Raw genomic sequence first — 12,502 nt, 5'->3', positions numbered from 1 at the left:
TCCGGAATAACGCTTAGCGCTTTTTCGGCAACACCGACAAGAAATTGTCCCTGGCAACCTTGTGCGCAACACTTTGCGGCAATGCATCCAGAAACGGATCGAAGCTACGCATTTCCTCACCCAATTTGTCGAAACGCCCTACCACATCCGACCCCAGCATGAAGCGGTCCGGGAAGCGCTCTACAAGCGCAACCCATTCAGGCCTTGCCGTGCCCTGCCCATCCAGCAAGTACGGCGTGAGCATGCTCCAGGACAGGTCTATGTAGAGGTTCGGATAAGTGGCCAGTAGCCTCTCAAGTGTTGGCAAAAGAAATGGCATTTGCGTCTGATGCCGATGAATTTCGGCGCTGGTACCGGCATGGGCCCAAATAAAGCGGGTTTTGGGATGCTTGCCCAACGGCTCTTCAAGCTCAGACAGATACAACGGATTCTTCTCGCGCTTTGAAGTGATATTGGAATGCAGCAAGACCGGCAGGTCATGCTCACCCGCCAAGGTGTAAACGTTGTGCAGCGCTTCATTGTTGGCGCGCGGCGTATCCCCGGAGATCAGCGCTGTCAGATCATCGTGGCGGGTAAACACCTCGCCAATGCCCTGCCACAACCCAGGATTCAGATCGAGCATGCGCTGAATATGCGCCGCCGAATTCTTGTCATTGGGATTAAACCCTGACAGAAACGGATGAAAGTGCTCCCGCTGCTCAGGAGTCAGGGCGTTGACCGCCGCGGCCACCCACACATCGGTCGCGCTGTACCAATAGGCATCCGCATCATCACCGGCGTAGTAGCGCGGACGTTTGGGCTCGTCTTCATGCCATTTTTTGGCCACGGGAATCCCGGAGATCATCACGTGCTCAATCCGGTTACTGGCCATTGCCTGAAGCAACGTGTCCATTCCCGCTGTTTCCTGGAAGAAGTCGACGTAATGCAAGTGCGCATCACTGTAGGCATAGTCGCGGGCCTGTACCCACAGGCTGGAAGTCGCCAGGGCCCAGGCCAGAACGTAACGATTGATTCGCAACCTGATTCTCCTCTCTAGGGGCTCCAATAGACCTGCCCGCCAGCTCAAGGGTTCAGCATGCGATCAAAGGGAACGCCTGACGCCCGGCATGCTCTATAAATATCAGGACCTTTATCACTGCCACTCAGAGGTTTGCCATGACTGTTACCGTTAATACCGAGTCCCACGAGGGTTTTCGTCACAGCATTAAAATCGACGATCACGAAGTGTTCACCGATTTGCCCAAAGCCATGGGCGGTGAAAGCTCTGCCCCCTCGCCCCATGATTATTTCGATGCCGCCCTGGGGGCCTGCAAGGCGCTGACCTTAAAGCTCTACGCGCAAAAGAAAGACATCCCGCTGACAGGCGTCACGGTCGAGATCAAACACGACGCCAGTGAAGAGCAACTCGGCAAATATGCACTGCACGTCAAACTGACGCTCAAAGGTGTGCTCACCGATGCCCAGCGCCAGGAACTGCACCGCGTAGCCGACAAGTGCCCGATCCATAAGCTGATGACCACCGCAGACGTCACCATCGAGACCCATTTGTCTGAAGGCGCATTCAGCCAGTAACGCACGGGGAGAAAATATGGCGTTGGGTTATGCTCAACGCTTTCCAAAGCAGGGACCGGACAATGCACACACTTACCGTGATTCGGCCCCGCGCCGAGGACGTCGAAGGACAGCCCATCCTTCGCCCCCTGCCCTCAGCGAAATGCCGCAGTGTCGGTCCCTTTGTATTTTTCGACCATATGCTGCGCACTCACTATCCGCCCGGCCACGGGATGAATATCAGACAGCATCCGCATATTGGCCTGTCTACGCTGACCTATCTGTTCGAAGGGCAGCTGCAGCACAAAGACAGTCTGGGCTCTGACCAACAGGTAGGCCCCGGTGAAGTCAGCTGGATGACCGCGGGCGCTGCCATTGCCCACATCGAACGTACGCCCTCCTCGCTTCTGGCGCAGGGATCAACCCTGCATGGTCTGCAAGTGTGGCTGGCGTCTCCCAAAGCCGATGAGCAAGGCCCGGGGCACTACAGCCACCACCGCGCCGATAGCTTGCCGGTCAGCGACAATCTGGGGGTAAGGATTCGCCTGATTGCCGGTACAGGCTTTTGCTTGGCCTCCCCGGTGCCAGTACTGTCGCCAACCTTATATGCTGAAGTACATATGCAGACAGCCACCACCCTGCTTATCCCGGCCGAACACCAGGAACGCGCGCTGTATTTGCTGGAAGGCGAGGCGCAACTGCAAGGCCAGGCAATTGAACGCCATTGCCTGGTGCTTTTGCCGCCCGCAGAAGAACTGACTTTATGCGCCGACAGTGACTGCCATGCCGTGTTGTTCGGTGGCGCGCCGCTGGATGGACCCCGGCGCATGAACTGGAACTTTGTTGCCAGTGATCCGGCGCTTATCGAGCAGGCCAGGGCCCGCTGGGCTGCCGGAGACTGGCCGACCGTTCCCGCAGAAACCGGTCGTATCGAATTGCCTTAGGGACCAGCCCCCTTACAGAACCATTGCAGCGACCCAGCCAAAGGCCAGCAGTGGCAGGTTGTAATGCAGGAAAGTGGGGACCACGGTGTCCCAGATATGGTGATGCTGGCCGTCAACGTTCAACCCCGACGTCGGACCAAGGGTGGAATCCGACGCAGGCGAACCCGCATCACCCAGGGCCCCGGCGGTGCCGACGATACATACGATGGCCATCGGACTGAAACCAAGCTGTACACACAGCGGCACGAAAATCGCCGCCAAAATCGGCACTGTCGAAAACGATGAACCAATGCCCATGGTCACCAGCAACCCGACCAGCAGCATCAGCAGCGCCCCGACCCCCTTGCTGTGATTGATCCAGCTGGCTGAGGCTTCAACCAGTGATTTCACTTCGCCGGTGGCTTTCATCACTTCAGCAAAACCCGAAGCGGCAATCAGGATGAAGCCAATCATGGCCATCATCTTCATGCCTTCGGTGAACAGGTCATCGGTCTCACGCCAGCGCACAATCCCCGACGCCGAAAAAATCAGAAAGCCGGCCAGCGCACCAATGATCATGGAGCCCAGCCACAACTGAATGATAAATGCGGCCGCGATCGCAACTCCGGCTACCAGCAATGTCCGCGGGTTGTAGCTGATGGCAACCTGCTCGATCTGCTCGATCCTGGCCAGATCATACTCACGCTTTTTGCGGTAGCTGATAAACACCGCCACCAACAGACCGACCAGCATTCCCAGTGCGGGTATGGCCATCGCATGAGTAACATTGACCTGACTGACATCCACACCGCTCTTGCTCACGTTGGCGAGCAGAATCTGATTGAGGAAGATATTTCCGAAACCCACCGGCAAAAACATATACGGCGTGATCAAGCCAAAGGTCATGACACAAGCAATCAAGCGCCGGTCAATTTTCAGCTTGGTCAGCACGTACAACAGGGGCGGAACCAGCAGAGGGATGAAGGCGATATGAATCGGCAGGATGTTCTGCGAGGAGATCGCGACCACCAGCAACAAGCCAATCAGTAACCACTTGAGCCGATTACCCCCGACAGCCTGCTGTTTATTGACCATGAGCAGGGCTTTGTCGGCCAGTGCATGGGCCAGCCCGGACTTGGCGATGGCGACCGCGAAGGCACCCAGCATTGCGTAGGACAAGGCGACCTGAGCGCCACCACCCAACCCGCTGTTAAACGCATCGAGCGTTGCTTCGATACCCAGCCCGCCCACCAGGCCGCCGACGACGGCCCCCGTTATCAGGGCGATCACCACATGCACACGGGACAGACTGAGCACCAGCATGATGCCGACCGCGGCAATTACTGCATTCATCATTACAACCTCATAGCGCGCTGCACGATAAAACACCGTAAAGCGGAAAATTTCGGGCAAAAGACTGCTGTTCCAGTCGCCGGATCTGAAAGGGAGTACTTATTTGGGGGCGCACACTTTGCAGCAGCATCGACGGCTTGTCAAAGCACGTGGCAAAGGCCCGCGGATGCCATCGTCCGCCAGGGTTCAATCGTTGTACGCGTTTGAGAACGAACCCTGAAAATTCTGATTTACCCATCAAGAAAACTACCTGCTGGCCGCTAACAGACAAAGCCTCTACTCAGGATGTCTCCATGTCGCTCAGACAGCTTTCCATCCAATGGAAAATCACCCTCCTCGCCGGGCTTTGCCTGCTGGGAGTCGTAGTTCTTCTGGTGGGGCTTTCCCTCTACCGCATGGACCACACCGCCGACCTGGTAGAGGCCTCAAGTACGAAAATGCTTAATGAATCTGCCCAGGCCCGGATCGAGGCTCAGGGTGAAGCCCAGGCGCTGGCCATCAGTCGTCAGTTTATGGATGCCTATCAATACGGCAACGGGTTCGCACGACAAGTCCTGTTTTTACGTGAGCAATCGGAAAAACGTTTTCTGGATGCCTTCGACCTGCGTGAAGATCTGACTCGCCAGGTTAAAGCGGCTCTGCAGGCCAATCCTGATCTGCTCGGGCTATCCCTGGTGTTTGAAGCCAACGCGCTGGATGGCAAGGACCAACTGTTCGACCATCAACAAGAGCTTGGCAGTAATGACAAGGGCCGCTTCGCCCTTTACTGGTCGCAACCGACTCCGGGCAAGCTGACATCGATGGCTCTGCCCGAAACCGACATTGCCGACACCAGTACCGGACCCAGGGGCCAGGCTAATAACTCGTGGTTTACCTGCCCTCGCACGACGCTCCAGCCGTGCATTATTGAACCTTACTTTTACAAGATCGATGGGCAAGACGTATTGCTGACCAGCATCGTTTTCCCACTGATGGTCAATGGCAAGGTCATCGCCTCGCTCTCCGTTGATATCAACCTCAACAGTTTGCAAAGCATGAGCTTGCAAGCCAGCCAGAAGCTTTATGACGGACAGACCAGTGTCAGCATTGTCAGCTCTGCCGGCATACTGGCCGGCTTCAGCGCCGACGCAGGGAAACTTGGCCAACGCCTGGATCAGGTCGACGTTGACGATGGCACTCAACTGAGCCAATTAATGACCAGCGGCGGCCAGCCACAAAGCATTCATGGTCACCAGCGGTTAAAGGTTCTGACACCCTTCATGCCGATTCCCGGCAGCAAGCCATGGGGGGTATTGCTCGACGTACCTGAAAAGGTATTGATCGGACCGGCCCAGGCACTGCAAGCAGAACTGGACGAGCGTAATAACGCAGGAGCCCTGATTGAACTGGGCCTGGGGTCACTCGCAGCGATCATCGGCCTGCTGCTGGTCTGGTTGATGGCCCGCAGTGTGACACGACCGATTCTCGGCGTGGCGCGCATGCTTGAGGACATCGCCAGCGGTGAAGGCGATCTGACCCGGCGCCTGGCCTATGACAAAAAAGATGAACTGGGGCAATTGGCGGGCTGGTTCAACCGCTTCCTGGACAAGCTTCAGCCGATCATCGCCGAGGTCAAACATTCGGTACAGGATGCCCGCAATACAGCCGATCAGTCGGCGGCTATCGCCACCCAGACCAGTGCCGGCATGGAACAGCAGTACCGCCAGGTCGATCAGGCGGCCACAGCTTCCCATGAAATGAGCGCTACGGCACAAGATGTAGCACGCAGCGCAGCGCAGGCGGCTCAGGCCGCACGCGATGCCGACCAGGCGACACGTCAGGGGCTGACTATCATTGATCGCACAACTGCCAGCATCGACCATCTGGCTGCCGACATGAGCGTAGCCATGACACAAGTTGAAGGGTTGGCAGCCAATAGCGAAAAAATCGGCTCTGTTCTGGAGGTCATTCGTGCGATTGCCGAACAGACCAATTTACTCGCCCTGAATGCTGCAATTGAGGCAGCGCGAGCAGGCGAAGCCGGTCGCGGTTTTGCCGTGGTAGCTGACGAAGTGCGCAATCTGGCGCGGCGGACTCAGGAATCGGTCGAAGAAACCCGGCAGGTCATTGAACAACTGCAAATCGGCACCCAGGAGGTCGTTAACTCCATGAGCAACAGCCATCGCCAGGCCCAGGGCAGTGTCGAGCAGGTCGGGCAGGCGGTAACGGCCTTGCAGCAAATAGGTAATGCCGTGACGGTTATCACCGACATGAACCTGCAGATTGCCAGTGCTGCGGAAGAACAGAGTGCGGTGGCTGAAGAGATCAACAGCAACGTGGCCAGCATCCGCGATGTAACGGAATCATTGTCCGGGCAAGCCAATGAATCTGCACGGGTAAGCCAGTCACTGAACTCGCTGGCCAATCAGCAACAAAAATTGATGGATCAGTTCCGCGTCTGAGCTGCCGTGATATGACCGACGGCGGCCCGGGGCCGCCGTTATTTCAGCTCCTGCGACCGGGCAGTTTGATGACCACCGACAACCCGCCCAACGCCCCTGTCTCAAGCTGCATATCCCCGCCCCAGACATCCACGATATCCCGCACTATACCCAGGCCCAAACCATGACCACTGGTTTGCTCGTCCAGTCGGGTACCACGACTGAATACCTGATCGCGCTCGGCCTCGGGTATACCCGGCCCATCATCCTGGACTTCAATCTCAAACCCGCTCGTGGTCTGGTGGATGCTCAGTTGTACTTGGTCGTCTGCCCATTTACAGGCGTTATCCAATAGATTGCCGAGCAATTCGAGCATGTCCTCACGGTCCCAGGGCATGTGCAATCCGGGAGTGGTATTGAGTCTTAACTCCAGGTGTTCGCCATGAATCATGCCAAGGGTCGCCATCAACCCTGGCAGTTCGGCATCCACATCAAACTGAGCACCCGGCAAGGTGTCGCCTGCCAGGCGGGCACGGTTAAGCTCCCGGCTCATTCGCTGCTGCATGTACTCCAACTGGTCACGCAGGGTTTCCTGTATCTGGGGGTAAGCATCGAGCCGGCGATCTTTGGCCAGACTGAATAAAACAGCCAACGGGGTTTTTAACGCATGCCCCAGGTTGCCCAAGGCATTACGCGAACGCTTGAGGTTGTCTTCGGTGTGAGCCAACAGGTGGTTTATCTGGGTAACCAAAGGCTCGAGCTCAAGGGGAACCAGAGCATCAAGTTTCGAGCGCTGCCCGGACTGTAACTGTGCGATTTGCTTGCGGGCAGTTTCGAGCGGACGCAACGCCCGACGAACAGTGAGCCGCTGAAGCAGAAAGATGACCGTAAGAGCTAACACACCAACCCCCAAGCCGATCCGTCGAACCTGCTGAAAGCTTTCGCGTATCGGTGTGTAATCCTGAGCCACGGTGATCGAAACAGCCTGACCGAAACGCTGGTAGTCACTGCGCAAGACCAACAACATCTGCCCCTCGGGACCTGGCTGCAAGTCAGCATCCAGCCCAGGCTGGCCGGGTTGCGGCAGTTGAGCATCCCATAGCGAGCGCGAGCGCCAGTGAATATCACCGAACTGGATATCGAAGTAGTGCCCTGAAAAAGGTCGATGGTAAGCGGGCGATAATCTGCGCTCATCCAGCTGCAGACCTTGAGGCCCCCGACTCAAGGCAAGTAAAAGATTCTCGCTGTCGTTTTGTAACCCCGACTCCAGATAGCGCTGAAGGCCATTTTCAAACAGCCAGAGACTGACCTGGCCAACCACCAGACCGGCAATCAACAAAACGCTGATCAAACCCAGACTCAAACGCCTCTGAATGGATTTCACTGGATACCCGTGCCAAAGATATAGCCCTGCCCACGGCGAGTTTCGATCACTGTGCGCCCGAGCTTACGTCGCAGGTGGTTCACATGAACTTCCAGCACATTGGAGTCGCGCTCGGTCTCGCCATCATAGAGATGCTCGGCCAGATGGCTTTTTGAAAGGATCTGTTGAGGGTGCAGCATGAAGTAACGTAAAAGACGGAACTCTGCGGCGGTGAGCTGCACCTCTGCCCCCTCGTTGATGACACATTGCCGTGACTCGTCCAGATGCAGCCCCGCGGATTTCAATAGCGGTTGATTCGACTGGCCATGGGAGCGTCGTAATAGCGCCTGCACTCGCAGTTGCAACTCCTCTGGATGAAAAGGCTTGGTTACATAGTCATCGGCACCCGCCTTCAACCCATCAATGCGCTCCGACCAGGAGCTGCGGGCAGTCAAGATCAGTACCGGCGTGGTCAGGCCTGAAGTCCGCCATTGTTTGAGTACATCAATACCGGGCAGTCCGGGCAACCCCAGGTCAAGGATGATCAGGTCATACGGCTCGCTTTGCCCCTGATGCAGGGCATCACGACCGTCAGCGAGCCAATCTACTGCATAGCCCAGGCGAGTTAAGCCTGCCATCAGCTCATCGGCCAAGGGAACATGATCTTCAACCAGCAACAAGCGCATTAATCATCAACCTTATCTTTGAGCAATTCGCCATTACTGGCATTGAGCTTGATCTCACGTACAACGCCACTCAGGGTTAACAACTCAACCTCATAAATATAAATATCATCATGTTCTTCCAGCTCTACCTCCAGCAACTTAGCCCCTGGATGGCGCTGCAGAGCGCTTTGAAGAAGTTGTTCCAAGGGCAGGATTATGCCTTGCTCACGTAAGCGTAATGCTTCGTTTTGCCCCAAGTCCCGCGCAAGGGCCAAAGAGCAAAACGTACACAGCATCAGCACGACAACCCTACCAACTCGCACATTTACTATCATCACTAGCCTCAACGGCCTCCCTGGGGTGTGATTTTTTCCCACTTTAAAAGCGCAAACCATAGCGCTGCCGGCTTAACTCAAACTGAATTGGCGACCTCAGTCGACAGGTAGCACAGCGCTATACTCGCTCGTGCAGTGTTAACTGTTAAACTGCCGGCCTGCATTTATCGCCTAGGCGATAGCCACCTCTTCAAGAGCTATAGACACTGTGGAAATTTTCAAAGAGTTTACCTTCGAATCTGCGCACCGCCTGCCTTACGTCCCGCAAGGGCATAAATGCGGCCGTTTGCATGGTCACTCGTTCAAGGTCGCGATCCATCTGAGCGGTGATATTGACCCCGCGACTGGCTGGATTCGCGACTTTTCGGAAATAAAAGCGATTTTCAAGCCGCTTTACGAGCAACTTGATCATAACTATTTGAATGACATTCCTGGTTTGGAAAATCCGACCAGTGAAGTATTGGCCAAGTGGATTTGGCAACAGCTGAAACCTTTGCTCCCTGAACTCTCCGCGATTCGAATTCATGAAACCTGCACCAGTGGCTGTATTTATTACGGCGACTAAATTATTTGCATAAAAAAACCACCTGTATGGGTGGTTTTTTTATGTTTTGAATTCTGCAAATAGCCCTGAATGACTTGACGCCGTTACACGAAGATCATGTGTATGCGTCCGGCCAAGTCATCTACCCAGCCCCGCAAAGCCAAGACATGGTGTGCACTTGAATTTTAAGTGGACACCAGTTCTAGCCTTTTAAGCGGGTATTTCATGCAGCCAACACGCCGTTCCTATTCCAAGTCCTTCAAGGCTCAGGTCATTCAAGAGTGTGCACAGCCCGGCGCTTCGATTGCCAGCGTCGCGCTCGGCCATAGCCTCAACGCAAACCTCGTCCACAAATGGATTCGGCTGCAAGCGAAGAAAAGCCCGGCGCTCCCACCTGCATTTATTCCGTTAGCCATGCCGCTGGCCGGGGCAAACTCCCATTCAGCATCATCGAATATCTGCGTTGAAATACAGCACCCGCGCGGCACCATCAAAGTGAACTGGCCAAATGAAAGTGCTGCCGCCTGTGCGACTTTTCTTCGAGACCTTTTGCGATGATTCGCATCGACTCGATCTGGCTCGCCACCGAACCGATGGACATGCGCGCAGGCACCGAAACGGCGCTAGCCAAGGTGATCGCGGTGTTCGGTGCGGCGCAACCGCACTGCGCTTATCTGTTCGCCAACCGCCGCGCCAATCGCATGAAAGTGCTGGTGCATGACGGCTTCGGAATATGGCTGGTGGTGCGCCGGTTGAACCAAGGCAAGTTCCACTGGCCTGGCATTCGTCATGGTTCTGAGATGGAACTGGATGCCGAGCAACTTCAAGCCTTGGTGCTGGGGCTGCCATGGCAACGCGCAGGTTCTGGAGGCTCGATCACACTGCTTTAACGGCTGCCATTAGCCTATCGGTCTATCGTCGCGAATTGCCTGCTCTGGCAAAATCGGCCCCATGACGTCGCTACCCAATCTCGATCACCTTCCCCCTGAACAACTGCGCGCCTTGGCGGCGCAGTTGATGCAGCGTGTCGAAACGCTCGACCACCAGGTCGACACGCTGGGCAAGACGGTTAAGACGATGGGCAAGAAGATCAACCGCGACCAGACAGTGATCGAGAAGCTGACCCACGAGATCGCCCAGCTCAAGCGTTTGAAGTTTGCCAAGCGCAGCGAGCAGATGAATCCTGAGCAGGCCAGTTTGCTCGATGACCTGTTCGATACCGATATCGCAGCGATTGAAGCAGAGCTTCTAGCCTTGCAGATAGTGCCAGCGGCGACCGAGAAAAAGCAGAAACCCAAGCGCACTGCATTACCGGCTGAGTTTCCACGCACACTGATCCATCACGAACCGGACAATACTAACTGTCCATGCGGCTGCGCCCTCAAGCGCATTGGTGAGGACGTCAGCGAGAAGCTGGACTACATGCCCGGCGTTTTCACCGTCGAACGCCATGTCCGTGGCAAGTGGGTCTGCGATCACTGCGAAACGCTGATCCAGGCACCGGTTCCGGCGCAGGTCATTGATAAGGGCATCCCGACTTCGGGCCTGCTCGCACACGTCATGATCGCCAAGTTTGCTGACCATCTGCCGCTTTACCGTCAGGAATCGATCTTCGGTCGAGCGGGCCTGGCGATTCCACGTTCAACCCTGGCTCAATGGGTTGGCGTGACCGGCGTTCAGTTGCAGCCGCTGGTCGATGCGCTGCGCGAAATAGTGCTTGGGCAACAAGTCATCCACGCAGATGAAACACCGGGGCAGATGCTCATACCAGGAACAAAGAAAACCCACCGCTCCTATGTTTGGGCCTACGCCACCAGCCAGTTCTCGGACTTGGCGGCGGTGGTTTATGACTTCAGCCCCAGCCGCGCCGGAGAACATGCTCGCAACTTCTTGAATGACTGGAAGGGCAAGCTGGTCTGCGACGATTTTGGCGGCTACAAGGCCAGCTTTGAACTCGGCGTGACCGAGATCGGCTGCATGGCTCATGCACGGCGTAAGTTCTTCGAACTGCACGCTACGAATAAAAGCACGCTCGCCGAGCAAGCTCTGCGCTATATCCAGTTGCTGTACGAAATCGAAAGTGAAGTCCGCGACCTGGAGCCAGATTTAAGGCGCCGAATACGGCAAGAAAAAGCTGTACCGGTGATGACCATGCTGCACGCCTGGATGAGCGCCCAGCGTGACCTCGTGCCCGAAGGTTCGGCCATCAGCAAAGCATTCGATTACAGCCTGAAACGCTGGGCAGCGCTGTCGCGCTACCTAGATGACGGTGCTGTACCCATTGACAATAATTGGGCAGAGAACCAGATCCGACCATGGGCTCTTGGACGTAAGAATTGGCTCTTCGCAGGGTCGTTACGAAGCGGAAAACGGGCGGCGGCGATCATGAGCCTGATCCAATCGGCGCGGCTCAATGGACATGATCCGTACGCCTACCTGAAGGATGTTCTCACGCGCCTGCCGACGCAGAAGGCGAGTGGAATCGAGGAACTACTTCCGCATAAGTGGCATACGGTGTAGTAACGGAAGGGGTGATACCCTGACGCAAAACGTCGAGAATCTGAAAAGGAGCACCTATGATTCGGAAAGGATTACCATCGGACGCAAAAGCCATTGCGCAAGTCCATATCAGCAGTTGGCAAGACGCGTATCGCGACTTGATGCCTGCGGAATACTTGCTGTCATTGGGCGCTTCGCTGCCACAGCGGGAATCCTATTGGATTCGCTCGATTGAGTCGGGCGAATCGAACGTATTCGTCGCGGAGCTGAACAACGAGGTGGTCGGCTGGATATCGGTCGGGGTATGCCGAGATGAGGATATAGCCGCAGAAAATTTAGCTGAGGTCATGGCGCTCTACGTTCTTGCCGAACAATGGAAAACTGGAGTCGGCTTTGCTTTGTGGCAGGCCGGGTTGCAGCATTTGATAGAGCAGGGTTATCAGCGTTTAACCCTTTGGGTCTTGACCGGAAATGAGCGAGCTATCCGATTTTATCGCAGCGTAGGATGTATTGAGGAAACGGGGAGTGAGCGCAATCTCGAAAGGGGAGGCGCAGCACTGGTAGAGGTGAGGTATCGGCTGCCCCTGATCCTCTGAGGTCGCGCAAGGTGGGATACCCGGACGGATACGATCATGTGACCTTTCTCACGATCTTTGGCAATAGCTGATGGATACATCACAGCGTAAGTTGCGCATTCAGGATTTACGGCGACTGCAGCACCGCAAGAGTTGTTGCAGCGTATCGCTGTCTGCAACTTTTCTCGCCACAAAAACAAACCCCCTGTCTGCGTGAGCAGACAGGGGGTTTGGAATTTAATCTTGACGATGACCTACTCTCACATGGGGAAAC

Annotated in this window: 13 protein-coding genes and 1 pseudogene; 9 read left to right on the top strand and 5 right to left on the bottom strand. The window is 55.8% G+C overall.

The annotated features are described in order from the left end of the window. Positions 1-13: 13 nt before the first annotated feature. Positions 14-997 carry an amidohydrolase family protein gene (locus ACP7BO_RS22815; RefSeq protein ID WP_397457288.1) on the bottom strand — a complete coding sequence of 328 codons (984 nt, stop codon included), beginning with the start codon at positions 995-997 and terminating at the stop codon, positions 14-16. A 158-nt stretch (positions 998-1,155) separates the two neighbouring features. Between ACP7BO_RS22815 and ACP7BO_RS22810 the strand changes: the two genes are divergently transcribed. Together ACP7BO_RS22810 and ACP7BO_RS22805 are read left to right on the top strand one after the other, a co-directional pair. Next, positions 1,156-1,572 carry an OsmC family protein gene (locus ACP7BO_RS22810; protein WP_003441577.1) on the top strand — a complete coding sequence of 139 codons (417 nt, stop codon included), beginning with the start codon at positions 1,156-1,158 and terminating at the stop codon, positions 1,570-1,572. A 62-nt stretch (positions 1,573-1,634) separates the two neighbouring features. Beyond that, positions 1,635-2,495, top strand: a complete 861-nt coding sequence (locus tag ACP7BO_RS22805) for a pirin family protein (protein WP_426212855.1) — start codon at positions 1,635-1,637, stop codon at positions 2,493-2,495. A gap of 12 nt (positions 2,496-2,507) precedes the next feature. On the opposite strand, the gene ACP7BO_RS22800 is transcribed toward ACP7BO_RS22805, so the two are convergent. Further along, positions 2,508-3,827 carry a Na+/H+ antiporter family protein gene (locus ACP7BO_RS22800; RefSeq protein ID WP_060696954.1) on the bottom strand — a complete coding sequence of 440 codons (1,320 nt, stop codon included), beginning with the start codon at positions 3,825-3,827 and terminating at the stop codon, positions 2,508-2,510. A gap of 293 nt (positions 3,828-4,120) precedes the next feature. Between ACP7BO_RS22800 and ACP7BO_RS22795 the strand changes: the two are divergent. Continuing rightward, positions 4,121-5,410, top strand: a pseudogene (locus ACP7BO_RS22795) (HAMP domain-containing protein); the annotation flags it as partial. 102 nt (positions 5,411-5,512) lie between these two features. Continuing rightward, positions 5,513-6,268 (top strand): methyl-accepting chemotaxis protein, encoded by a 756-nt coding sequence (locus ACP7BO_RS22790; protein ID WP_426212885.1) that lies wholly within the window; start codon positions 5,513-5,515, stop codon positions 6,266-6,268. A 43-nt stretch (positions 6,269-6,311) separates the two neighbouring features. Here the strand turns inward: ACP7BO_RS22790 and ACP7BO_RS22785 are convergent, their stop codons facing one another. Genes ACP7BO_RS22785 through ACP7BO_RS22775 form a run of 3 tightly spaced genes read right to left on the bottom strand, consistent with a single transcriptional unit; the run spans position 6,312 to position 8,610 of the window. After that, a complete protein-coding gene (locus ACP7BO_RS22785; protein ID WP_426212854.1) occupies positions 6,312-7,631 on the bottom strand; it encodes a sensor histidine kinase in 1,320 nt (439 codons plus the stop codon). Beyond that, entirely contained in the window at positions 7,628-8,296 is a 669-nt protein-coding gene (locus ACP7BO_RS22780; RefSeq protein ID WP_397454397.1) for a response regulator transcription factor, read from the bottom strand. Before ACP7BO_RS22780 ends, ACP7BO_RS22785 begins: the two co-directional genes overlap by 4 nt. Beyond that, on the bottom strand, positions 8,296-8,610 hold the full coding sequence (locus tag ACP7BO_RS22775) for a PepSY domain-containing protein (protein ID WP_060694084.1): 315 nt from the start codon (positions 8,608-8,610) through the stop codon (positions 8,296-8,298). The genes ACP7BO_RS22780 and ACP7BO_RS22775 overlap by 1 nt, the downstream gene beginning before the upstream one ends. 208 nt (positions 8,611-8,818) lie before the next feature. Between ACP7BO_RS22775 and queD the strand changes: the two genes are divergently transcribed. The 5 genes from queD to ACP7BO_RS22750 all read left to right on the top strand — a co-directional run bounded on the left by queD (position 8,819) and on the right by ACP7BO_RS22750 (position 12,249). Next, positions 8,819-9,175, top strand: a complete 357-nt coding sequence (gene queD, locus ACP7BO_RS22770; protein WP_048382918.1) for a 6-carboxytetrahydropterin synthase QueD — start codon at positions 8,819-8,821, stop codon at positions 9,173-9,175. 168 nt (positions 9,176-9,343) lie between these two features. Further along, entirely contained in the window at positions 9,344-9,712 is a 369-nt protein-coding gene (gene tnpA / locus ACP7BO_RS22765; RefSeq protein ID WP_235684475.1) for an IS66-like element accessory protein TnpA, read from the top strand. Then, positions 9,709-10,044 (top strand): IS66 family insertion sequence element accessory protein TnpB, encoded by a 336-nt coding sequence (gene tnpB / locus ACP7BO_RS22760; RefSeq protein ID WP_005747121.1) that lies wholly within the window; start codon positions 9,709-9,711, stop codon positions 10,042-10,044. The genes tnpA and tnpB overlap by 4 nt, the downstream gene beginning before the upstream one ends. A 61-nt stretch (positions 10,045-10,105) precedes the next feature. After that, positions 10,106-11,674 carry an IS66 family transposase gene (tnpC, locus tag ACP7BO_RS22755; RefSeq protein ID WP_426212853.1) on the top strand — a complete coding sequence of 523 codons (1,569 nt, stop codon included), beginning with the start codon at positions 10,106-10,108 and terminating at the stop codon, positions 11,672-11,674. Positions 11,675-11,730: 56 nt separating this feature from the next. Further along, positions 11,731-12,249, top strand: coding sequence for a GNAT family N-acetyltransferase (locus tag ACP7BO_RS22750; protein WP_005747123.1), 519 nt, complete (start codon positions 11,731-11,733; stop codon positions 12,247-12,249). Positions 12,250-12,502: the final 253 nt, after the last annotated feature.

The sequence above is a fragment of the Pseudomonas sp. TWR2-1-1 genome (genome assembly GCF_049897045.1).
Taxonomy (GTDB): Bacteria; Pseudomonadota; Gammaproteobacteria; order Pseudomonadales; family Pseudomonadaceae; genus Aquipseudomonas; species Aquipseudomonas versuta.
Note: the sequence above shows the minus strand (reverse complement) of the source record. Positions and strands in the feature narration are given on the sequence as shown.